We start from the raw sequence: 22,707 nt of genomic DNA, 5'->3' as shown, positions 1-22,707 counted from the left end.
AGGATATCGCAAAGAATTACTTGCGCAGGCCGAGTTTTTCGATCAGGGCACGATAGCGATTGGCATCCTTGCCCTTCAGGTAAGACAACAGGCTCTTGCGACGGTTAACCATCATGATCAGGCCGCGACGGGAGTGGTGATCCTTGGCGTGGGCCTTGAAGTGACCGTTGAGTTCGTTGATGCGGGCAGTCAGCAAGGCGACTTGCACTTCCGGCGAACCGGTATCGTTTTGACCGCGGGCATTGTCCGCAATAATTGCTGCTTTGTTGATGTTTTCTACAGACATGATTACCTTTCACATGCGGCGCTTGGAGTCGAGTCGTCAAGCAAGCCCCAACCCCATTTACGCCGTGAACAAATGATGAAAAAAACTGGTCAAACCGACCAGACGGCAAAGTATACAGGAAATCACTTGAACATTCAAACACTTAGCGTATTTTTGCGGGGACCTTCGCCTTGTCCGGCAAGGCACGCTCGTGTTCGCCTGACTGCGGGCGCCGCGCTGGCGCTCGCCGTGGTGCTGTCAGGCGCCTGCAGCCTGCCGCAACCGGTCAGGATCGGCGACAGCCAGGCGCAAGTGCTGGCTGCGCGTGGGGCGCCCACCCACCGCTACCGCCTCGGCAATGAAGAATTGCTGGAATACATGTACGGCCCCTATGGCCAGGAAACCTGGATGGCGCGCATCGGAGCGGATGGCAAATTAACGTCTTTCGAGCAAGTCCTGAGCGATGAAAAATTTGCCACGATCCGGATCGGCGGCGCAACCAAGCAGGATGTGCTGCATGTCATCGGCGCACCGAGCGAACAGGTCTACTTTCCGTTGTCGCAACTGGAGGCTTGGACCTATCCCTACAAACAATATGGCATTTGGAACTCGCTCATGCACGTCCACTTCGACCGCGCCGGTATCGTGCGCAAGATGGAAAACACGCCGGACTTGCGCTACCAAAACCAAGGCAACGTATTCGGTTTCCCCTGGTAAGCGCGGCGCGCCAACCCGCAATCAAAGCTGCGGATTGAGCTTTTCCACTTTGGAATGCAGCTTGTTCAAGGCGGACAGGTAAGCCTTGGCCGAGGCCACCACGATATCGGGGTCGGCGCCGATGCCATTGACGATGCGGCCGGACTTCGACAGCCGCATGGTCACCTCCCCTTGCGACTGCGTGCCGGTGGTGATGGCATTCACGGAAAACAGCAACAGTTCAGCGCCGCTGCCGACCATCGATTCGATGGCATTGACCGTGGCGTCGACCGGGCCATTGCCCTCCCCTTCGGCGACGGCTTCCTTGCCGGCGATGGAAAATATGACTTTCGAGGCCGGCCGCTCGCCGGTTTCGGAATGCTGGGCCAGCGAGACGAAGCGGTAGTGTTCCTGCTCATGCGACTGCTGCTCATCAGACACCAGCGCCATGATGTCTTCATCGAAGATCTCGGACTTGCGGTCGGCCAGATCCTTGAAACGGGCGAAGGCGGCGTTGACTTCGGTCTCCGAATCGAGCTTGATGCCAAGTTCATCGAGGCGCTGTTTGAAGGCGTTACGCCCCGACAGCTTACCAAGCACAATCTTATTGGCGCTCCAACCCACATCTTCGGCGCGCATGATCTCGTAAGTATCGCGCGCCTTCAGCACGCCATCCTGATGGATACCGGAGGCATGGGCGAAAGCATTGGCGCCCACCACCGCCTTGTTGGGCTGCACCGCAAAGCCGGTGATCTGCGACACCAGCTTGGAGGTGGGGACGATTTGCGTGGTATCGATGCCGACCTCCAGATTGAAATAATCGCGGCGCGTGCGCAAGGCCATGACGACTTCTTCCAGCGCGGTGTTGCCGGCGCGCTCGCCCAGGCCATTGATGGTGCATTCCACCTGGCGTGCGCCGCCGATCATCACACCGGCCAGCGAATTGGCGACCGCCATGCCGAGATCGTTATGGCAATGTACCGACCAGATCGCCTTGTCCGAATTGGGGATGCGCTCGCGCAGGGATTTGAGCATGTTGCCGTACAACTCGGGCACGCCATAGCCGACCGTATCGGCGAAATTGATGGTAGTCGCACCTTCCCTGATCACCGCTTCCAGCACGCGGCAGAGAAAATCCATATCGGAGCGGCTGCCGTCTTCCGGGCTGAACTCGACATCGTCAGTGAACTGGCGAGCGAAGCGCACCGCCTGTGTGGCCTGCTCCAGCACCTGGTCGGGTGTCATGCGCAGCTTTTTTTCCATGTGCAAGGGCGAGGTGGCGATGAAGGTGTGGATGCGCTTGCGTGCGGCCGGCGCCAGCGCTTCGGCAGCGCGGGAAATATCGCGGTCATTGGCGCGCGAGAGCGAACACACGGTGGAATCCTTGATCAGGCCGGCAATCGCCTTAATCGCCTCGAAATCGCCCTGCGAGGACGCGGCAAAGCCGGCTTCGATCACATCCACCTTCAGCCGCTCCAGTTGGCGGGCGATACGGATCTTTTCTTCCCTGGTCATCGACGCCCCGGGCGATTGCTCACCATCGCGCAGGGTGGTGTCGAAAATGATCAGCTTGGAAGAATCGGCCATGGTGTGCTCCTGGGAAAGGCGATGTTAACAATAATACAGATGCATTTCGTCCGGCACAGCCACGTTGGCATGCGGAAGGGAATACCTGAATTGTAATAGATAGGAAATTTTACGCCTGGAAGCGGCGAAAAAATCACGGGTACGACAGGTGAAATCGGCAGCTAAAATGGGCGCCGGCCGCCCCGCGAGTGCGGGCACGGCCGGCGGGTACAGCCGGCGGGTTACAGCCGGAATTGACGGTGGATTGGCGGATCAGTGCAGGGAAGCCTGGTCGGGGATGCGCAGCATCTGGCCCGGATAAATCTTGTCCGGATCGCTCAGCATCGGCCGGTTGGATTCGAAAATCAGCATGTACTTGTTGGGATCGCCATAGAATTGTCTGGCGATCTTGGACAAGGTATCGCCGCTTTGCACGGTATACCACTGCGAGGGCGCAGCTTCGGTCTGGACGACATTGAGTTCGTCATTGACGTGGGCCACGCCTTGCACATTGCCACAGCACAGCAGGATTTTTTCCTTGGCTTGCTGGTTCGGCACCGAGCCCGAGACGGTCACGGTCGCACTGGCCGAATCGTAGGCGATGTTCACGCTTTCGGCGGGCAGGTGTTGCACCGTAATGTAGTCGCGGATCGCCTGCTCCAGCTCCTGCTCCTTGGCCCGCAAATCCGGCTGCGGCGCAGCGCCGGAAGCCGGCCCGCTTGCGGGCTGGCCGGCTTCCGGCTTGGGGTGGCCTGCGCGCAGCAGTTTTTCTCCGGCTTCCTTCATGAATGACAACAAACCCATAGTGCCCTCCTTAGGTGACGACAAAAAAACATGATGTCATCTGGAGCCAGGCCTGACCACCGGTTTTGTCTGATGCAAAACAAGAAACCGATTATTTTTCTTCGTGAGACTCGTCACTGGTTTGAATGATGCTGACCGGCCTTCCCTTGGCCAGCCGCCAGAAATACACGGCATAGCCGGACAGGCCATACAGCACGAAAATGCCGAACAGGACCTTGGGCGGATCGCTCGAGACGGCGACGAAAATCAGGACGATGACGAAGATGGCGATGAATGGCACCGACTTGCGGAAATTGACGTCCTTGAAGCTGTAGAACGGCACATTCGTCACCATGGTCAGGCCGGCATACAGGGTGATGCCGCAGGCAACCCAGCTCAGCTCGGTGCGTGGCACGCCAAGGTCATCCATCAGCCAGACGAAGCCGGCCACCAGGGCCGCGGCCGCCGGACTCGGCAAGCCCTGGAAATAACGCTTGTCGACCACGCCGATATTGGTATTGAAGCGCGCCAGGCGCAGTGCCGCGCAGGCGCAATAGATGAAGGCCGCCAGCCAGCCCAGCTTGCCCCAGCCGGTCTCGCCGAGGCCGCGCAAGGCCCACACATACACCACCAGCGCCGGCGCGGCACCAAAGGACACCATGTCCGACAGGCTGTCGTATTGTGCGCCGAATTCGCTTTGGGTATGGGTCAGGCGGGCCACCCGGCCATCGACCGCATCCAGCACCATGGCGGCAAAGATGGCAATCGACGCATAATCGAACTTCAGGTTCATCGCCATCACGATGGCATAGAATCCGCAAAACAGCGCGGCCGTGGTGAAGGCATTCGGCAGCAGGTAAATGCTGCGCCGGCGCAGGCTCGGCCGCAGGATTGCCTCCGCTTCCTCTGGAAGGACATCCAGTTGGCCCAGGCGCTTGTTTTTGAGCAAGTGCCGGGAGCGGGGAAGCAGCGGGATTTTTTTAGGCGCTTTACGCCGGGGGAAATTTGCCATAAGAATTCCGTGAAAATAGTGTGCGCCAGACGTCTGGCGCACACGGTATCGAGTCAGTGATCTGGGCGGTCCATACGGCGGCCATGACGGCAACTCACTTGGCGGCCTCGTCAACAGCCTGCTTCTGGTCCCGCCCCTGTTGCTGCAGCAGCCCTTCTACCGCCTTCGCCTTGTCCAGCGCTTCACGCTGGCTCTTGACGAGGTCGGGCGGCGGCGCGGACGGCTGGCATGCGCCAGTCACGGCCACGACGGCGATCGCGATCGCCGCAAGCATCCTGCCCGACAGTTTACGCGTCATACGTCCACCCTGTTACGTCCACCCTGTTATTTAAATTTTACTTTGCCGACCACGCGCATTTGCAAAGTCGTTTCGCCGGGCTCGAAGCTGGGCTCTTCGACTGGCGCCGCCTCCCTGCTCGCCGCCATGCTCATGGTCTTGGCGCGCGCCATGTCGGCCTGCGGCGCATAGGCGCCGGAAGCCTCGAAGTCGACCATTTCCAGCACCGCCTCCGCCGGACGCCGTCCCATCGCCCTGGCGATCGCGGCGATGCGTTCATTCAGGTTTTTATAGCTGGCCTCGATGCGCTGCTGGTCGAGCTTGCCGGTGGCGGCATCGCTCAAGCCAAATTGTAAGCCATTCAGCGCCAATAATTTTTGCGCGGCGGCGACGATTTTTGGCAGAGCCTGCAAATTGAGCGTCCGCACTTCCAGGTACTGGCCGACGCGCCAGCCGACCGGCTGCCGGGGTCGGGTGACATTGCCCGCGCGCGGCTGCACCGGCTCGTCGCTGTAGACTGGATAGGTGTAATAGCCATGGGTCTTGAGGCGGGCCTGCGGATCTGCCTGGCGGATGATCTCGGTACCCTGCTTCATCTTCAGGTTGACGCGCGAAGCCGCTGTTGCCTTATCCTTGTCCTGCTCCTCGATCATGAAGTTTGCGCGCGCCTCGTCATTGGCCTGCGTCACTTCGCCATAGGCAGGCACGATCACCAGCGTGCCTGCAGTTTGCACACCGGCCGACGCTGATACCGACAGCGGCGCCTGGGCCTGGGCTGATGCCATCGTTGCGGCACATGCCAGCGCCAACAGAATTTTATCCATCCGCATCATTACGAACCTCCAGTAAAAAAGGGGCGTACACCCTGTACGCCCCATTCAGTTTAACCAGACTGGAGTCCAGTTGGTCAAAGGTTTTGCTTAGTTCTTCGACTGGTCGACCAGCTTGTTCTTGGCGATCCACGGCATCATCGCGCGCAGCTTGGCGCCGACTTCTTCGATCTGATGCTCGGAAGTCAGGCGGCGGCGGGAAATCAGGGTCGGTGCGCCGGCCTTGTTTTCCAGGATGAAGCTCTTGGCGTATTCGCCGGTCTGGATGTCCTTCAGGCACTGACGCATGGCGTTCTTGGTGTCTTCGGTAACAACCTTCGGGCCAGTCACGTACTCGCCGTATTCGGCATTGTTGGAGATCGAGTAGTTCATGTTGGCGATGCCGCCTTCATAGATCAGGTCAACGATCAGCTTCAGTTCGTGCAGGCACTCGAAGTAAGCCATTTCCGGTGCATAGCCGGCTTCCACCAGGGTTTCAAAACCGGCCTTGATCAGTTCGACGGTACCGCCGCACAGCACGGCTTGTTCGCCGAACAGGTCGGTTTCGGTCTCTTCACGGAAGTTGGTTTCGATGATGCCGGCACGGCCGCCGCCGTTGGCCATGGCGTACGACAAGGCGATGTCGCGGGCGTTGCCGGACTTGTCCTGGTACACGGCGATCAGATGCGGCACGCCGCCACCCTGGGCGTAGGTACCACGCACGGTGTGGCCCGGGGCCTTCGGTGCGATCATGATGACGTCGAGGTCGGCGCGCGGCACGACTTGGCCGTAGTGGACGTTGAAGCCGTGGGCGAAGGCCAGGACTGCACCTTGCTTGGCGTTCGGTGCGATGTTTTCGTTGTAGACCTGGGCGATGTTTTCATCCGGCAGCAGGATCATGATGACGTCGGCAGCCTTGACTGCATCATTGACTTCAGCGACCTTCAGGCCAGCCTTTTCAACCTTGGTCCAGGACGCACCGCCCTTGCGCAGACCGACCGTCACGTTGATGCCGGAATCGTTCAGGTTCTGTGCGTGTGCATGACCTTGCGAACCGTAGCCGATGATGGCAACGTTCTTGCCTTTGATGAGGGACAGGTCACAATCTTTGTCGTAAAAAACTTTCATTTTCTTTTCCTAATTTTCAAATAAATTTTAATTTTGGGAGCAGCGGTACGCTGTGCCCAACATTTTATAACTGATTAATCTTCTTATACCTTGAGTATCCGCTCGCCGCGGCCAATGCCGGATCCACCGGTACGCACGGTTTCCAGGATCGCAGTGCGATCGATGGCATCGATGAAGGCGTCGAGCTTGCCCTTGTTGCCGGTCAGTTCGATCGTATAGGTTTTCTCAGTGACATCAATGATGCGGCCACGGAAAATGTCGGCGGTCCGCTTCATTTCCTCGCGTTCCTTGCCCACCGCACGCACCTTGATCAGCATCAGTTCGCGCTCGATATGCGCGCCTTCAGTCAGATCCACCACCTTCACCACCTCGATCAGGCGATTCAGGTGCTTGGTGATCTGTTCGATCACATCGTCGGAACCGGTCGTCGCAATGGTCATGCGCGACAGGGTTGCGTCTTCGGTCGGGGCCACGGTCAGGGTTTCGATGTTATAACCGCGCGCCGAAAACAGGCCCACCACACGCGACAGGGCGCCTGCTTCGTTTTCCAGCAATATAGAAATGATATGTCGCATGATTACAGATCCTCCGAGCCCAGCAGCATTTCAGTCAAGCCCTTGCCGGCCTTCACCATCGGCCAGACATTTTCGGTCTGGTCAGTGATGAAATTCATGAATACCAGCCTGTCCTTCATGGCAAAGGCATCCTTCAATGCGCCATCGACATCGCGCGGATTTTCGATTTTCATGCCGACATGACCGAAGGACTCCGCCAGCTTGGTAAAGTCCGGCAGCGAATCCATGTACGACTCGGAATAGCGGGAACCGTAATCGATCTGCTGCCACTGGCGCACCATGCCGAGGAAGCGGTTATTCAGCAAAATGATCTTGGGCGTCAGGTGGTACTGCTTGCACGTCGCCAGTTCCTGGATGCACATCTGGATCGAGGCTTCGCCGGTGATGCAGGCAACCGTCGCGCCAGGATTGGCCATCTGCACGCCCATGGCGTACGGCAGGCCCACACCCATGGTGCCCAGGCCGCCGGAATTGATCCAGCGACGCGGCTTGTCGAACTTGTAGTATTGCGCCGCCCACATCTGGTGCTGGCCAACGTCGGAGGTGACGAAGGCATCGCCCTTGGTGATTTCCCAGACCTTCTCGACCACCGATTGCGGCTTGATGACAGTGTCCGAGCCGGCGTATTTCAGGCAATCGCGGTCGCGCCACTGCTTGATCTGCTTCCACCAGTCGGCCAGTGCGGCGGCGTTCGGCCTGGTGTCCGCAGCGTCGAGCTGGGCCAGGAATTCCTGCAGGACTTCCTTGACGTTACCGACGATGGGCACATCGACCTTGACGCGCTTGGAAATCGACGACGGATCAATATCGATATGAATGATCTTGCGCGAGTTCGAGGCGAAATGTTTCGGGTTGCCGATCACGCGGTCATCGAAGCGCGCGCCGATGGAAATCAGCACGTCCGAGTGCTGCATCGCCATGTTGGCTTCGTAGGTGCCATGCATGCCCGGCATACCGACGGACAATTCGCTGGTGGCCTTGTAGCCACCCAGGCCCATCAGGGTGTTGGTGCAAGGGTAACCGAGACGATCGACCAGCTTGTTCAGTTCCGGCGCAGCATCGGCCAGGATCACGCCGCCACCGGCGTAGATCATGGGGCGCTCGGCTTGCAGCAGCATTTGCACCGCCTTGCGGATCTGGCCGGCATGGCCCTTCTCCACCGGCTTGTAGGAGCGCATCTCGACTTCCTTCGGATAGTCGTAGGCGCACTTGTGCATCGTGATGTCTTTGGGAATATCGACCAGCACCGGGCCGGGACGGCCAGTCGTGGCGATAAAGAACGCTTTTTTCATGGTGGATGCCAGGTCCCTGACATCCTTGACCAGGAAGTTGTGCTTGACGCAAGGGCGAGTGATGCCGACCGTGTCGCATTCCTGGAAAGCATCCTGGCCGATCGCAGTCGACGGCACCTGGCCGGAAATGACCACCATCGGGATCGAATCCATGTAGGCGGTCGCCAGGCCGGTCACGGCATTGGTCACGCCCGGGCCGGAGGTGACGATCGCCACGCCGACCTTGGTCGAACTGCGCGAATAGGCATCCGCCGCATGCACCGCGGCCTGCTCGTGGCGCACCAGAATATGCTGGAATTTTTCCTGATTGAAGATGGCGTCATAGATATACAGCACGGCGCCACCGGGATAGCCGAAAACGTGTTCGACACCTTCATCGGCAAGACAGCGCACGACGATCTCTGCGCCGGTGATTTCTGAACTCATACTACGTCCTTTCAAGGTCCATTGGAAATTGATCGGATGCTCTCTCCTGGCGGGACTGTGCGCGACAATGGTTCCAGCGGCTTCCCTTGTGTGGGCGGTCACGCTGATTCGGTGCGCATCCATAGATGCGGTTCAAACCAGCGCTAAGCGCCACTCGTTCAGCCGGGGGTTTTCCAGGGCAACGCAAAAAGCCTGTCTGACAGGCTCGCAAGTCCCTCACGCTTGTGGCATGGGTTAGAGCAAACAGCTTGCAAAGTGAAGCATGTCCGCCAGGCATCCGGCATCTTGGGCCGCGTGCAGACGGACGAAAGTTCCCCTCGGGATGTCGAAGGGAATGATACGTTAATGCGCCGCTTCGTTTTGGTCAAGTGATATTCAGTTAATTCCCTTTGAAATCAAGGATTTTCAATAAAAAATCTGCACAAGCCATGGCATTTTTGCTAGCATGCGCACAGTTTGCAATACAGCACCCAATTAGATCTGGTCCTAGGCACCTCAGCGGCGGCGTCCTTTTCACTGACGCGCCCCATCGCATGGCAACCGATAAAGAACTTTCTGATTTCCTCGAAAATGTCGAGCGCCGCGCATTCAAACAGGCCGTCTATGCCGTCCACAAGGACGAGGCAGCGCTCGACATTGTGCAGGATGCCATGATCAAGCTGGCCGAGAAATACGGCGACAAGCCGGCGGCCGAACTGGCCCCGCTGTTCCAGCGCATTCTGCAAAACACCATTCTCGACCACTTCCGGCGCGAAAAGGTACGTAACACCTGGGTCAGCCTGTTTTCCAGCCTGTCCGGCAGCAAGGACGAAGACGATGAATTCGATTTGCTGGAAAATTACGTATCCGACGCCGGCACTGAAGCAACCGAGTCCGGCGCCGACAAACTGGAACGCGCGCAAGTCCTGGCGATCATAGACGACGAGGTACAAAAGCTGCCAGCACGTCAACGCCAAGCCTTCCTGATGCGTTATTGGGAAGAATTGGACGTCGCCGAGACTGCAGCCGCAATGGGATGTACGGAAGGGAGCGTCAAAACACATTGCTCAAGAGCAACTCATGCACTGGCACGCGCGCTGAAAGCCAAGGGAATTTACTTATGAACGCCAAAGACCTGAATTTTGCCTACCAAGTCAAGCATGCGCTTGACCAGAATCTGGACAATCTCCCGGACTCCACTGCGGAACGCCTGTCTTCCGCGCGCAAAATCGCACTTTCCCGCAAAAAACCGGAGCCATTGCGGCGGCGCATCCCTAGCTTGGCCCTGGCAGGACAAATTGGCAACTACTTTCAGGAACCACTGTCATGGCTGGGCCGATTGGGCGTGGCCACGCCTTTGCTCGCAGGCGCACTGGTCTTCATCGGGCTATACCAGTTTGAGCAGGAACAGCGCATCGCGGAACTGGCTGAAATGGACGTTGCCGTGCTGTCGGATGAGCTTCCCGTGTCGGCTTATGTCGACCAGGGATTCAACGCCTACCTGGCGACGCGGGACGAATAGACATGACGGGGTTCCAGGCGATTGCAGCATTGGCTGCCGTGTTGCACAAACCGGGCCGGCTGCTCGGTATAGCCGGCCTGCTGCTGTGCGCCGCCTGCAGCCGTACCGATGCACCCGCAGCGGGAAGCGCCCTACCCCCAGGACAAAACACCGCCGCGCCGGCGCAAAAGGGCGTAGTACCAGGCGCGGGCATGGCGACGTCCTCGGCCAAACGGCAAAGCTGGACCGAATTGACGCCCGCGCAGCGGCAGGCACTGGCGCCCCTGGCCGCCGAATGGGATAGCCTGGGTCCGATCCGCAAAAAGAAATGGCTGGAAATCGCCGCCAGATATGCGCAAATGGCACCGGAAGAACAGCAACGACTGCAAACCCGCATGCGCGAGTGGACGCAACTGACACCGGAACAACGGCGCACCGCGCGTGAAAGCTACGCGCGCGCCAAGAAGCTCGATGCTGACCAGAAATCAGCCAAATGGGAACAGTACCAAAGCCTGCCGGACGAAGAAAAGCAGAAACTGGCAGCCAGGGCGGAAAAAAAGAAAAACGTCACCAACCTGCCGCATCCGCAGGCCAATCGCCACCAGCCCAAACCGGCAAAACCGGCCGCGCCTGTGCTACCATCCGGTCCGTCCGAGGCAGACAGTGCCGTGGCAGCGACAATGGCGCCGCCGACAACGCCCCCCGCTGCCGTGCCACCGGCGGCAAGTCCTGCTGAATCGCTGGGCGGACCGCTTTCCTACTCACCAAAATAATTCGATCGTCTACGTTGCTGGATACCCTTGCCCCACCCTTGAGACGCCGCCTGGCAAGCATGCTGTATGAAGGCATGCTGCTGTTCGGCGTCCTGTTCATTGCCGGTTGGCTATTTTCCACGCTCCTGCAGCAGCGGCACGCCCTGTATCTGCGGCATGCCCAGCAGATCTGGCTGTTGCTGGTGATGGGCATCTATTTTGTCTGGTTCTGGATCCATGGCGGCCAGACCCTGGCCATGAAAACCTGGCACATCCGCCTGGTCAGCGCGGATGGCAAGCCGTTAAGGGTTTGGCGTGCAATCATGCGCTACCTGCTGGCATGGCTCTGGTTCCTGCCTGGGCTGGCGCTGGCTTCAGTTTTGGGTGCGCATGCGTGGATGCTGGTACTGATTCCAGCTTTAAACATGCTGCTGTGGGCGCTTGCCACTTATCTTGACCCGCAACGCCAATTCCTCCATGACCGCCTGGCGGGCACACGACTGATCATGCAGCAGCCAGTCAAGCCAGGGGCAGCAGCCAGGTCCGTGCCGCGCTGAGCCCATCGCTCCGGTTGATTCGGGCGATGCTGCCTGACTTCCCCTGGGTTTCACTGGCAAGCCTGCGCTTTCAGGCCAACCGGTGCGAGGCGACTCAGTGCTTGTTGCGATACACTTTACGCCGCCCCGGGGCATAATTGCGCGCACATGGTTGCATTCATTACCAGGATATTGTTGCTCGTGCAGCTAGCCATTGCGGCAGCGATCGCCTACGTCCTGAAGCATTTTTTCGGCATGCACATTGCTTCAGCCATGTTGAGCGCTGCCGGCATGCTGCTTCTGCTGCGCATGCTGATTACCGCCAACAATTTTCGATTGTCATGGCGCTTTCGCAGCGACACTCCGCCCGCCGAGCGCATCACCCTGCGCCATGCATGGCGCCTGTATCTGGAAGAATTCCGCGCAAGCTTGTTCAGCTCTTCGTGGAGCATGCCGTTTGGCGCCTTTGCCGGGCATCACAGTGCAAAATCGCGGGGCTTGCCGGTGCTGCTGATCCATGGCTACGGCTGCAACAGCGGTTACTGGCGCAGCATGAGCCGGCTGCTGGGTACTGCCGGCATCACGCACCGGGCGGTCAGCCTGGAACCGGTATTCGGCGATATCGACAGTTTCGTGCCGGCGGTGCATGCGGCGGTGGAAAACCTGTGCCACGCTACCGGCAGCCGGCGCGTCGTACTGCTGGCGCACAGCATGGGCGGCCTGGTGGCGCGCGCCTATCTGTGCGCGCATGGCGAAGCCCGCATCGCCAGGGTCATCACGCTGGGCACGCCGCACCATGGCACCGGGCTGGCCAATTTCGGCCTGGGCAGCAACAGCGAGCAGATGCGCTGGGTAATCAATAAAAGCAGCAATGGAAACAGCAATGCATGCAGCGGCGAATATGGTGACGGGCGCGGCGGCACGCCCAGCGCGTGGCTGCAGGAACTGGCCGCACGCGAAGGCCCGCAGCGCTATGGCTTGTTTACTTCCATCTATTCGCACCATGACAACATCATCGCCCCGCAGACTTCCGCGCATTTGCCGGGCGCACGCAATATTGCCTTGCATGGCGTCGGCCACGTGGCACTGGGCTTGAACCCGCAGGTTCAGAAAATCGTCATCGACGAAATCCTCGCGGCGGCACCGGATGCAGGATAATGCGCTCCAGTGTCAACAACCGATTTATACCGATATGAAATCTATTTGCGTCTATTGCGGCTCATCGCCGGGCACCCTGCCGGCCTACACCGAAGCCGCCCGCGCACTGGCGCAGGAAATGGTCAAGAACAATATCGCGTTGGTGTATGGCGGCGGCAGTGTCGGCTTGATGGGGGTGATCGCCGATGAAGTCATGCGCCTGGGCGGCGAAGTCACCGGCGTCATTCCCAAGGCCTTACTGGAGTGGGAAGTCGGCCATCATGGCTTGACACGCCTGCATGTGGTCAAGGACCTGCATGAACGCAAGGCCATGATGGCGCAACTGTCGGATGGCTTCATTGCCCTGCCCGGTGGCCTGGGCACCATGGAGGAATTGTTCGAGACCTTGACCTGGGCTCAGTTGAACCTGCATGACAAGCCGATCGGCTTGTTGAATGTCGCCGGCTTTTATGATGGCTTGCTGGCTTTCGTGGCGCATATGGTGACGCAGGGATTCGTGAAACCTGCGCAAGCCGGCTTGCTGATGCACGAGACGCAGGTCGACCGATTGCTGGCGCGCTTGCGCGATTTCCAGCCGGGCCAGCATCGGCACAAACTGCTGGATACGGGCAACGCACCGCCCCTGTTGTCCTAGGCTCGGCCGAGCGCGAGGGCTGGCCACCCCGCCGCGGCGGCCAGTCTGATTCAAGCGCGGACTGACCGCCAGCGCGCCCTGCTCAAGCGCCGAGTTCCAGGACATCAAGCAGCCAGGCGGCTTGCGGCAGGATGGAACCGTGCAGGGGGGTATGTCGAGCAAGCCGGACGATTCGAAGCCAATGCCGCTTTGCTCATGCTGCAGCGAAAAGGGCAAACGAGGCGTTAAAGTCCTGGCATATGATTTTTCCGTTTGCGTTATACTGGCGACACTTTAGGTGCCTTGCTCCGTATTCACAGAGCGGGTGAAACGGGAAGCCGGTGACGCTGAGCGATCAGACATTCCGGCGCAGCCCCCGCTGCTGTAAGCCTGACGACTCCGGAAACACCACTGTGCCTGTGCATGGGAAGGCCGGGGAAGGATGAAGGCGAGCCAGAAGACCGGCCTGAAGCATATGCAGTACCAATCCCCGGGGTGATGGGAAAGGTTCGATTGATGCCTGCCGCCCGGTAGGTACGCGTGAGCTTTTTTCTCCTGGTCTGGTACCTTTCAGTACACCGTCCGAAGAAAATGCCGGCTCGCTCAAAAAATCCCCCTTTCGCTTGCTATCTGCTCTGCATCGTCCTTTTCGCCACGTCTGCGCAAAGCTGGGCAGGAACATTGTTTGGCGTTGTCACCGAACGTACTGCGCCAACCGCCATCGAGGCCGCGCACCGTCATCTCGCCAGCCATCCGGGTGACCGCATCGTGCTGCGCACCCCGGCGCAATTGATGGCAGCCAGCGACAAGCAACTCAGCCAATGGATCGGCCAGGCAGACAGCGTGCTCGCGGCCGCTGTCTTCGGTGATCCTGCGCGCCGCCTGAAGGACGCGCTGGAGCGCCATGCCCGCCCCCGCACCGCCGTGCTCGCACTGAACGGGGAATCCAGCCTGAACCTGATGAGCCGCAACCTCGACGCAGACCGTCCCGGAAGCCTGGGCAACTTTCCAGCCGACACATTGTTCCAGTTGGCGCAGGAAAACCCGCCCCCGGCGGCATTGAACGCAGCCAACGCCCACCCGACAGCGCGCCGATGGCTGGCCGCCCGCCAAGTCTGGCAAGCCTGGGGCGGCGAAAACATGACGGCGCTGTTTGCCCACTTGCTCGACCTGCGCCAGCCACTGTCGGCCCCGAAGCCGGAACCGGCGTTGCGCATGCGCATCGGCAGCAAAGAGTTGAGCGACGCCTCAGCCTGGGGCGGAGGCGCCTCCCTTGGCTTGGCGCCGAAGCCAAGCGTCGTCGTACTCGACCTTGCCAACATGGATGCCGGCACGCCCGCTGCCCTCTGCCAGCGCATCGAACAGCGCGGCCTGTCCTGCGTGCAGATACTGACCCGCTGGGGAAGCGCCTCGCGTGACGCGCTGGAGCGTCTGTCCGAACTGGTTGCGCCGGCGCGACCTGCCGCACTGATCGTATTGCAGGATTTCGTGGTTGGGGCCGCCGACGGCAGGGAGGCCGTCATCGACGCGTTCAAGAAACTGGATGTGCCGGTCTTCAAGGCAATCCGCCTGAGCGAGCGCAACGCGACCCAGTGGCGCCTGTCGCCGGACGGCCTGCCGGCCGACTCCGTGCAGTACCGTGTCGCCCTGCCTGAGTTGCAAGGGATCGGCCAGCCCATCGTCGTCTCGGCGTTGGGACGAAGCAAAACAGATGGCGTGACCGGTATTCAGACCCGTCCGCCGGTCGCATTGGATGCGCAAATCGACCTCCTCTCCGCGCGCGTCCATCGCTGGCTGACCTTGCGCAGCAAGGCAAACCGCGACAAGCGCATTGCCGTCGTCTATTACAACCATCCGCCGGGGCGCCAGAACATCGGCGCCGATAACCTCGATGTGCCCGCATCGCTATTCGACATGCTGCATGCACTCAAGGCGGCCGGCTACACGACAGGCGAATTGCCAGCTTCGCCGGAGGCCTTGCTGGACCGCATCATGGCGCATGGCGTTAACCTGCCGGAGGACCGTGCCGCGCTACGCGAGCTCAGCACCGCCATCGCGAGCGTCCCGGCGTCCGACTACGCGCGCTGGTTTTCGACACTGCCCTCCCGTGTCCGCGACGAGATGACAGACGGCCCTCTCGGCCGCCTGCATGCAGAAGTGCTTGAAGCGGAGACCGCCAACGAACGCGCCGCGGGCCGCAAGCGGGCCGATACTGCACTGAAGGAATTACGTCACCTGGTCGAAGGCGCCGACCATCCGAAGCGGCAGCAAGCCCTCCGCGATCTGGACGCACTCGAAGCCGCTTACCTCGCCTGTCTTGCCGACCGTCCGCAGCGGCCCTGCGTTGCCCTCACGCCGCTCATCCGCCGCCTTACCGGATACGGTATCGAAGGCCTCAAGGGCTGGGGCCCCGCACCCGGCAAAGTCATGGTCGATAGCGGCAAGCTGCTGGTGCCAGGTATCGTCTTCGGCAACATATTCATCGGCCCGCAGCCGCCGCGCGGCTGGGAAGTGGATGAGGAACTGCTGCACGCGAACACCAGCGTCACGCCGCCGCATCAGTACCTCGCCTTCTACCACTGGCTACGCGACCGCTTCAAGGCCGACGCGCTGGTGCACGTCGGCCGCCATTCGACCTATGAATTCCTGCCCGGCAAGGCCGTCGGCTTGGCGGCGGACGACTATCCCAGCCTGATCGCCGCCGACCTGCCCGGCATTTATCCCTATATTGTCGACGGCGTCGGCGAAGGCACGCAGGCCAAGCGGCGCGGCCTGGCCGTGATCGTCGATCACCTGACGCCGCCGCTTGCTTCGACACCGCTCTATGACCAGCTGCTGGCCTTGCGCCAGGTCGTCGAGAGCTTCGAAGCCGCATCCAGCGAATCGCTCAAGGCCCAGGCCGCCCGCACCATGCGGGAACAAGTTGTGGCACTGAACCTGAAAGCCGAACTGGAAGCTTCAATGGCCGACGTGCTGGCCGTGCGCGGCATCGGTTTTGAAGCAGCCGACGACGACCTGCTGGCCCATGAAATCGGCCACTACCTGACCAAGCTGCAGGAAAAATTCATGCCCTACGGCCTGCACATTTTCGGGCGCCAGTGGAGCCAGGCGTCGCTGGACCTGATGCTCGCTTCGATGAAAAAAGGCGGCATCGACGATCCGGCAATCAGCCGCAAGCTGGCCGACTCGCCACGACTCGAAATGCTTGGCCTGCTGGCCGGCCTGGATGGGCGCTATATCGCGCCGGGCAAAGGCAATGACCCGCTGCGCTCGCCGGAGGCGCTGCCGACCGGCCGAAATTTCCATGCCATCGACGGCGACATCCTGCCTACCCGGGTCGGCTACCGGCTGGGAGAGGCGCTGGCCAGCAAGGCTGCGGCCCGCGACAAACCGGCACAAGGCTCCGAAGGCGTCATCCTCTGGGCATCCGACGCCGTGCGCGACGAAGGCGTGATGGTCGCGTTCTCGCTCGCGCTGATGGGGGCCGAACCAGTATGGAACGCCCGCGGCATCGTCACCGACGTTCGCCTCAAGCAGGGGGTGGGACGACGTGACGTGATCGTCACCACCTCCGGCCTGTTCCGCGACCTCTATCCTAACCTGATCAATTTGATCGACCGCGCCGGTCGCCTGGCGCTGGCCGCCTCTGCTGCCGGCCTGGCCGAGCAACGCCCCCAACTGAAGGAGGCCCTGGCCGCCGCGCTGGCGCCGGTGCCGACAGCTGCCTGGGGCCGCGAAGCGGTGAGTGACAACCGTGTTGCGCGCGAATGGCTGCACCGGCTCGCCGTACTCGAACAATCCGGACTGTCGACCCCGGAAGCCGGCCGTTCCGCCGCGCTGCGCATCTTCGGCGATGCCCCCGGCGCCTACGGCGCTGGCGTCAACCGCCTGACCGAACGCTCCGGCGCCTGGCGAGAGCGCGACGAGATCGGCCGCGCTTACCGCAGGCGCATGGGTCACGCCTACGGCCTTGCCGATAGCGGCGAAGCCAGTCATGCAGCCTTCGACACTGCGCTCGTGGGCATCGGCCGCACCTACCACGGCCGTGCCAGCAACCTGTACGGACTGCTCGACAACAATGACGCCTTCGACTATCTCGGCGGATTGTCGCTGGCCATCGAGGGCCGCACCGGCCGTCCGCCGGAGGCGCTGATCCTGCAGCATGCTGAACCCGGCCGGGCCGACATCGAGCCGCTGGCCAGCGCACTGCTGGGCGAACTGCGCGGCCGTTTCCTCAATCCCGCCTGGCTCAAGCCATTGATGGGCCACGGCTATGCAGGTGCCCGCACGATGGGCACGGAGTTCCTCGAAAACCTGTGGGGCTGGCAAGTCACCCGCCCGGACCTGGTCAAGAACTGGGCCTGGGATGAAGTGAAAGCTGTCTACTTCGACGATGCAAAAAAACTTGGCCTGCCGCAGTTCCTCGGCCAAGGCCAGAATGCCCATGTCAAGGCGCACATGCTTTCCATCTTCATGGTCGCCGCGGAAAAGGGCTTCTGGAAAACAGACGCTGCCACCATCAGGCAACTGGGCAGCGAGTTAGCCCGTCTGGTCGCGAAGAACGGCCTGCCCGGCAGCGGCCACACGGCGCCCGACCACCCGATGTGGCAATGGCTGGCGCCGCAGCTCGACGCTGCCGACGCCCAGGCGCTCGGCGTAACACTGGCCAAAGCGCGCGGCGAGACTTCTGCCGTTGCACCTCCGCCCACAGCTGTCAAGACTGGCACGGCCAACAACCCGGCAGCACCTGCCGAAGCGGCTGCAGCACCAGCCACGCCCGAAGCCGCCCCACGTTACTACGAACTGACCGAACCCGAAGCTCCGGCAAGCGATCCCGCTGCCACCATCATCAACCTGCTCGGCCTTCTCGCCGCCGGCTTCGCCCTGTTTGCCCTCGGCTTGTGGCGCGGCGCGAAACCCATTTCACTTACAAGGAGTTTTCAATGAATGAGTTGCTATCCTTTACCTGGCTGCACGATGCTGTCACCTGGCTGCTTGCGCCCGCACTGGCCGCATTGTTACTGGCCTGCGCGATTGCACTGATCGAAGCCGGCATCGCCACCGGCGAACGTTTTTACGGCCTGGCCAGGCTCAGGGCAAGCGGCGATGTGCTGCGCGTGCAACATGTCGCCCGTCACCGCCTCGAACGCGCCGACCTGCTTGCCCGCATTCCGCCCATGCTTGGCCTGATGGCAACCATTATCCCGCTGGGGCCGGGACTCGCGGCGCTCGGCAAAGGCGATCCCGGGCAATTGGCCAGTGCCGTCACGGTCGCCTTCGACGCGACAGTGCTCGGCCTCGTCGCGGGTATCGCAGGCCTGGTCGTCGGCAAGCTGCGCCGCCGGTGGTATGAGGAAACGCTGGAGGCAATGGCATGAGTGACCACGAGCCACGCAAACGCCTGCGCCTCTATTCCCGGCTCGATGCCCGCTTCGACGACCATGACGAAGATCCGCGTGCAAGCCTTGTCAACCTGGTCGATGTCATGCTCGTCTTCGCTTGCGGACTGCTCGCGGCGCTGGCAGCCGGCACGCACAGCGCACTGAATGTGCCGAAGCCGGTGGAAAAAGGCCAGGAAATCGAGCGGCCCGCCAGCGGTGTTACCCAGAACGGCAGCGGCTACGATCGCGTCGGCGAAGTATTCCGGGACCCGAAAACCGGCAAGCTGGTGCTGATCGATGCAGCCGCCATGGAAGCCCAGAAGCGGCCGCTGATCGAATCCGGGCCGACTGCCGATCGCAAACAAAGCCAATAACATTATCGTCGACCTTGGTCAATGCCAAGCTGGGTTACGCGATTACAAAGGATATCAAGCTCATGGCCGAAGTCTTGAACCTGTTCAACCGCAAGATCAGCGACATCGACTATTTCTACAAATCGCAGCTGCGTAACGAAGCCGCGCCGGTCAGCGATATTCATACCCATCCAGCGGAGCCGCGTGCCCTGCGCGTGGGCTTGATCATGAACTTCTGATCAGGCATCAAGCGCCTGCCTGAAATCCTCGACCAGGTCGACGGTATCCTCGATGCCGACGGAAACCCGGATCAGGGATTCGGCAATACCCATGCTGGCGCGCCGCTCCGCACCCATTTCATAGAAGATGGTATGCGCCACCGGAATCACCAGGGTGCGCGTATCGCCCAGATTGCTTGCCGGCACAGCCAGTTTCAGGCGGTTCAGGTAATCAAAGCAATCGATGCCATCCTGCAGTTCAAAACTGAACAGGCCGCCAAACGCCTTGAACAGGTCCCTGGCCAAGGCGTGCTGCGGATGTGTGGCAAGTCCCGGGTAATGCACCGCCGCCACGCGCGGGTCTGCCTGCAGCATTTGCGCCACCGCCAGGGCATTGGCGCATTCCCGCTCCAGGCGCAAGGCCATGGTTTCGGCGCCGACCGCCAGGTGGTGCGCCGCTTCCGGCCCGAGCGAACTGCCGAAGTCGCGCAGGGCCTTGGCGCGCAACTGCACGATGCCCCACTGCGGCACCGGGTTGCGCTTGTAATTGTCGTAAATGTTCGGGTAGACGCTCCAGTCGTACAGACCGGTATCGGTCAGGGCGCCGCCCAGGGCATTGCCATGGCCACCGATCGACTTGGTCAGGGAATTGACCACCAGGCCGGCGCCGACCGCCTTCGGCCGGAACAGATAGGGCGAGGTCATGGTGTTGTCGACCACGTAGAGAATGCCGCGCTGGCGGCACAATGCGCCGATGCGCGCCAGATCGGCAATTTGCGTGCGCGGATTGGCGATGGTCTCGACGAAGACGATGCGCGTGGCCGGCGTCAGGGCCGCCTCGACATTGGCAACCTCGGTGGCATCGACAAACGACACGTCGATTCCCAAGGTATTTACGGTCTGCCACAGGCTGTTGGTGTTTCCAAACAGAAAAGCCGACGACACCACGTGGTCGCCATCGCGCAGCAAGGCTTGCACCATAGCACCAATTGCCGCCATGCCGGTGGAAAAGCACAGGGTCGCGAGGCCGTCTTCCATCCCGGTGATCTTGTCTTCCAGGGCGGAAACCGTAGGGTTACCCTGGCGACCGTAGCGATAACCGGGCTTCTTGCCCTGAAATACTTCCGCCAGTTCACGCGCATCCTGGTAGCCGAAGGCCACCGAGGTATGGATCGGCTTGTGCAGGGAACCGTGCTCGATCGGCTTTTGCCGGTCGCTATGCAGGATGGTGGTGGTGAAGCCGTATTTTTTACTGTCGTTCATGTCAGTTCAATGAGTTGCCGTCCGCCTCAATCCACCTGCGCCAGGTTCAGGTTCAATTGCGAGCGGACCTGGTCTTCGTTGACCGGCTTGGGATTGTTGCGGGCGAATTCGATGCGGTCGAGATAATCGCGCGAAATATCGCCGGTAACGTAATCGCCGGTAAAGCAGGATGCCTCGAAGCGCTGCAACGCCGGATTGATGTCGGAGATCGAATTCAGCAAGGCATCCACGTCCTGATACACCAGGGCGTCGGCAGTGATTTCGCGGCAGACTTCTTCTTCGGTGCGACCGAAGGCAATCAGCTCCTTGCGGGTGGGCATGTCGATACCGTACACGTTGGGGAATTTCACCGGCGGTGCCGCCGAAGCGAAAATCACCTGCTTGGCACCCGATTCGCGCGCCATTTGCACGATTTCCCGGCTGGTCGTGCCGCGCACGATCGAATCGTCGACCAGCAGCACGCTCTTGCCCTTGAATTCCGAACCGATCGCATTCAGCTTCTGGCGCACCGATTTCTTGCGCACGGCCTGGCCCGGCATCAGGAAGGTACGGCCGATATAGCGGTTCTTGATGAAGCCTTCACGATATTCGATGCCTAGTTTCAGCGCCAGTTCCATGGCGGCCGGACGCGACGAGTCTGGGATCGGCATGACGACGTCGATATCGCCTTTGGAAAATTGCTTCCGCACTTTTTCCGCCAGATACTCACCCATCTTCAGCCGCGTGGCGTACACCGAGGCGCCGTCGATGACCGAATCGGGCCGCGCGAAATAGACAAATTCAAAAGCGCAGGGATTGAGCAGCGGGTTATCCGCGCATTGCTGAGTGTAAAGCTGGAGATCCTGGTCGATGAAGATCGCTTCACCGGGCGTGACATCGCGCAGGAAACGGAAGCCGAGGCCTTCCAGCGCCACCGATTCACTGGCCAGCATGTATTCCGTGCCTTTTTCGGTTTCATTGACGCCGATGCACAAGGGACGGATGCCGTAAGGGTCGCGGAAGGCCAGCAAGCCATAACCGGCGATTTGCGCCACCACCGCGTAGGAACCGCGCACCCGCTTGTGCAGCACCGTCACGGCCCGGAACAGCGCGGCGGGATCGAGCGAATAGCCGCTGGTGGCTTCCTGGATTTCATGCGCCAGCACATTCAGCAAGACTTCCGAATCGGAATCCGTATTGATGTGGCGACGGTCATTCTTGAACATCTCGATCTTGAGCTGTTCCCAGTTGGTCAGGTTGCCGTTGTGCGCAAGGACGATGCCGAACGGCGCATTGACGTAAAAAGGCTGCGCCTCTTCCTCGCTGCTGGCCGAACCGGCGGTTGGATAACGGACCTGGCCGACACCGGCATTGCCGGGCAGCGAACGCATATTACGCGTACGGAACACGTCCCGCACCAGGCCATTGGCCTTGTGCATGGAAAATTTGTTGCCATGATTGGTTGCGATACCGGCAGCATCCTGACCGCGATGCTGCAGCAGCAGCAATGCGTCATAAATCAACTGATTGACCGGGTTGTGGGAAACGACGCCGACTATGCCACACATGGTGGACTCCTCAACTAAGACAAAATATATCTAAAGTGTTGGGGACAGAGTAGCGCTAGGCTTAACTCTGTCCCGCAATTACTAATAATGCACGTTGCGGGCGAATGCGCCCGGCAAAAAAGGTTTGACGGTTTGCGCCGCGGTTTCCGCCAGCGGGCTCAACAAGGCGTCTTTCCAGAATGCTTGCTGCGGGATCGCCGTCAAGCCGCTCAGCAGCACTGCCGCCAGCACCAGAACCAGACCGCGCGCCAGACCGAACAAGCCACCCAGGCCGCGGTCAGCGACACTCATGCCGCTACGCGTGATGATGGCATCTACCGCCATGGCGAACAGGCCCATGAGCAATCTTACGCCAATAAACAAAACGATGAAGGCGACGATCAGGCGCATTGCCGCACCGGGGACGACGTCCCCCAGCATCGCCGCCAGATCCTGGCCGTAGGCATTGGCGACCACCAGTGCGACGACCCAGCCCAACAGCGACAGCACTTCCTTGACCAGGCCGCGCATCGTGCTGATCACGATGGAGCAGGCCAGCACGAACAGCACCAGGTAATCGAAAATCGTCACGCGCCGC

At 60.7% G+C, this 22,707-nt stretch carries 23 protein-coding genes and 1 riboswitch; of the genes, 11 read left to right on the top strand and 12 right to left on the bottom strand.

Annotated elements, in window-relative coordinates; genetic code table 11:
* Nucleotides 1–16: 16 nt before the first annotated feature.
* Entirely contained in the window at nt 17–286 is a 270-nt protein-coding gene (gene rpsO / locus D3878_RS03590) for a 30S ribosomal protein S15 (RefSeq protein WP_119784235.1), read from the bottom strand.
* Nucleotides 287–412: 126 nt separating this feature from the next.
* Here rpsO and D3878_RS03585 point away from each other — a divergent pair, with 126 nt between their 5' ends.
* A complete protein-coding gene (locus D3878_RS03585) occupies nt 413–982 on the top strand; it encodes a hypothetical protein (RefSeq protein ID WP_233556220.1) in 570 nt (189 codons plus the stop codon).
* A 21-nt stretch (nt 983–1,003) separates the two neighbouring features.
* Here D3878_RS03585 and D3878_RS03580 read toward each other — a convergent pair whose 3' ends face one another.
* The 8 genes from D3878_RS03580 to D3878_RS03545 all read right to left on the bottom strand — a co-directional run bounded on the left by D3878_RS03580 (nt 1,004) and on the right by D3878_RS03545 (nt 8,829).
* Nucleotides 1,004–2,548: a 2-isopropylmalate synthase gene (locus D3878_RS03580; RefSeq protein ID WP_119784234.1), complete on the bottom strand. Its 1,545-nt coding sequence runs from the start codon at nt 2,546–2,548 to the stop codon at nt 1,004–1,006.
* Between the two features lie 252 nt (nt 2,549–2,800).
* Nucleotides 2,801–3,331, bottom strand: a complete 531-nt coding sequence (gene lysM / locus D3878_RS03575) for a peptidoglycan-binding protein LysM (RefSeq protein WP_119784233.1) — start codon at nt 3,329–3,331, stop codon at nt 2,801–2,803.
* A 91-nt stretch (nt 3,332–3,422) separates the two neighbouring features.
* Nucleotides 3,423–4,322 carry a CDP-diacylglycerol--serine O-phosphatidyltransferase gene (gene pssA / locus D3878_RS03570; protein ID WP_119784232.1) on the bottom strand — a complete coding sequence of 300 codons (900 nt, stop codon included), beginning with the start codon at nt 4,320–4,322 and terminating at the stop codon, nt 3,423–3,425.
* A gap of 94 nt (nt 4,323–4,416) precedes the next feature.
* The gene (locus D3878_RS03565; protein ID WP_147383876.1) at nt 4,417–4,620 is read right to left on the bottom strand and encodes a hypothetical protein; all 204 of its coding nucleotides are present in this window, start codon (nt 4,618–4,620) and stop codon (nt 4,417–4,419) included.
* A 26-nt stretch (nt 4,621–4,646) separates the two neighbouring features.
* On the bottom strand, nt 4,647–5,429 hold the full coding sequence (locus tag D3878_RS03560) for an SIMPL domain-containing protein (protein ID WP_119787676.1): 783 nt from the start codon (nt 5,427–5,429) through the stop codon (nt 4,647–4,649).
* 90 nt (nt 5,430–5,519) lie between these two features.
* The gene (gene ilvC, locus D3878_RS03555; RefSeq protein ID WP_119784230.1) at nt 5,520–6,536 is read right to left on the bottom strand and encodes a ketol-acid reductoisomerase; all 1,017 of its coding nucleotides are present in this window, start codon (nt 6,534–6,536) and stop codon (nt 5,520–5,522) included.
* Between the two features lie 83 nt (nt 6,537–6,619).
* Complete coding sequence (ilvN, locus tag D3878_RS03550) at nt 6,620–7,111, bottom strand: acetolactate synthase small subunit (protein WP_119784229.1); 492 nt, start codon at nt 7,109–7,111, stop codon at nt 6,620–6,622.
* A gap of 2 nt (nt 7,112–7,113) precedes the next feature.
* On the bottom strand, nt 7,114–8,829 hold the full coding sequence (locus tag D3878_RS03545) for an acetolactate synthase 3 catalytic subunit (protein WP_119784228.1): 1,716 nt from the start codon (nt 8,827–8,829) through the stop codon (nt 7,114–7,116).
* 533 nt (nt 8,830–9,362) lie between these two features.
* Here D3878_RS03545 and D3878_RS03540 point away from each other — a divergent pair.
* From D3878_RS03540 to D3878_RS24205, 10 genes are all read left to right on the top strand, one after another.
* A complete protein-coding gene (locus D3878_RS03540) occupies nt 9,363–9,932 on the top strand; it encodes an RNA polymerase sigma factor (protein WP_119784227.1) in 570 nt (189 codons plus the stop codon).
* Nucleotides 9,929–10,330: a DUF3619 family protein gene (locus tag D3878_RS03535; RefSeq protein ID WP_119784226.1), complete on the top strand. Its 402-nt coding sequence runs from the start codon at nt 9,929–9,931 to the stop codon at nt 10,328–10,330. Before D3878_RS03540 ends, D3878_RS03535 begins: the two co-directional genes overlap by 4 nt.
* 2 nt (nt 10,331–10,332) lie before the next feature.
* Nucleotides 10,333–11,082 carry a DUF3106 domain-containing protein gene (locus tag D3878_RS03530; RefSeq protein ID WP_233556219.1) on the top strand — a complete coding sequence of 250 codons (750 nt, stop codon included), beginning with the start codon at nt 10,333–10,335 and terminating at the stop codon, nt 11,080–11,082.
* A gap of 14 nt (nt 11,083–11,096) precedes the next feature.
* On the top strand, nt 11,097–11,618 hold the full coding sequence (locus tag D3878_RS03525) for an RDD family protein (protein ID WP_420799478.1): 522 nt from the start codon (nt 11,097–11,099) through the stop codon (nt 11,616–11,618).
* A 180-nt stretch (nt 11,619–11,798) separates the two neighbouring features.
* Nucleotides 11,799–12,755 (top strand): alpha/beta fold hydrolase, encoded by a 957-nt coding sequence (locus D3878_RS03520; RefSeq protein ID WP_338016798.1) that lies wholly within the window; start codon nt 11,799–11,801, stop codon nt 12,753–12,755.
* Nucleotides 12,756–12,789: 34 nt separating this feature from the next.
* Entirely contained in the window at nt 12,790–13,389 is a 600-nt protein-coding gene (locus tag D3878_RS03515) for an LOG family protein (protein WP_119787674.1), read from the top strand.
* 258 nt (nt 13,390–13,647) lie between these two features.
* A riboswitch (cobalamin riboswitch) is annotated at nt 13,648–13,852 on the top strand.
* A gap of 197 nt (nt 13,853–14,049) precedes the next feature.
* Complete coding sequence (locus D3878_RS03510) at nt 14,050–18,315, top strand: cobaltochelatase subunit CobN (RefSeq protein WP_233556218.1); 4,266 nt, start codon at nt 14,050–14,052, stop codon at nt 18,313–18,315.
* The gene (locus D3878_RS03505) at nt 18,312–18,746 is read left to right on the top strand and encodes a MotA/TolQ/ExbB proton channel family protein (RefSeq protein ID WP_119784222.1); all 435 of its coding nucleotides are present in this window, start codon (nt 18,312–18,314) and stop codon (nt 18,744–18,746) included. The genes D3878_RS03510 and D3878_RS03505 overlap by 4 nt, the downstream gene beginning before the upstream one ends.
* The gene (locus tag D3878_RS03500) at nt 18,743–19,123 is read left to right on the top strand and encodes a DUF2149 domain-containing protein (RefSeq protein ID WP_119784221.1); all 381 of its coding nucleotides are present in this window, start codon (nt 18,743–18,745) and stop codon (nt 19,121–19,123) included. The genes D3878_RS03505 and D3878_RS03500 overlap by 4 nt, the downstream gene beginning before the upstream one ends.
* A gap of 62 nt (nt 19,124–19,185) precedes the next feature.
* Nucleotides 19,186–19,341, top strand: coding sequence for a hypothetical protein (locus tag D3878_RS24205; RefSeq protein WP_233556217.1), 156 nt, complete (start codon nt 19,186–19,188; stop codon nt 19,339–19,341).
* Here D3878_RS24205 and D3878_RS03490 read toward each other — a convergent pair whose 3' ends face one another.
* The 3 genes from D3878_RS03490 to D3878_RS03480 all read right to left on the bottom strand — a co-directional run bounded on the left by D3878_RS03490 (nt 19,342) and on the right by D3878_RS03480 (nt 22,700).
* Nucleotides 19,342–20,583 carry a cystathionine gamma-synthase family protein gene (locus D3878_RS03490; protein WP_119784220.1) on the bottom strand — a complete coding sequence of 414 codons (1,242 nt, stop codon included), beginning with the start codon at nt 20,581–20,583 and terminating at the stop codon, nt 19,342–19,344.
* Nucleotides 20,584–20,609: 26 nt separating this feature from the next.
* The gene (purF, locus tag D3878_RS03485) at nt 20,610–22,130 is read right to left on the bottom strand and encodes an amidophosphoribosyltransferase (protein ID WP_119784219.1); all 1,521 of its coding nucleotides are present in this window, start codon (nt 22,128–22,130) and stop codon (nt 20,610–20,612) included.
* Between the two features lie 81 nt (nt 22,131–22,211).
* Nucleotides 22,212–22,700, bottom strand: a complete 489-nt coding sequence (locus D3878_RS03480; RefSeq protein WP_119784218.1) for a CvpA family protein — start codon at nt 22,698–22,700, stop codon at nt 22,212–22,214.
* Nucleotides 22,701–22,707 lie beyond the last annotated feature (7 nt).

Origin of the sequence: Noviherbaspirillum sedimenti (assembly GCF_003590835.1) — a bacterium.
Classification (GTDB): domain Bacteria; phylum Pseudomonadota; class Gammaproteobacteria; order Burkholderiales; family Burkholderiaceae_D; genus Paucimonas; species Paucimonas sedimenti.
The sequence above is the reverse complement of the archived record's forward strand: the minus strand, read 5'-3'. Positions and strand labels throughout refer to the sequence as shown.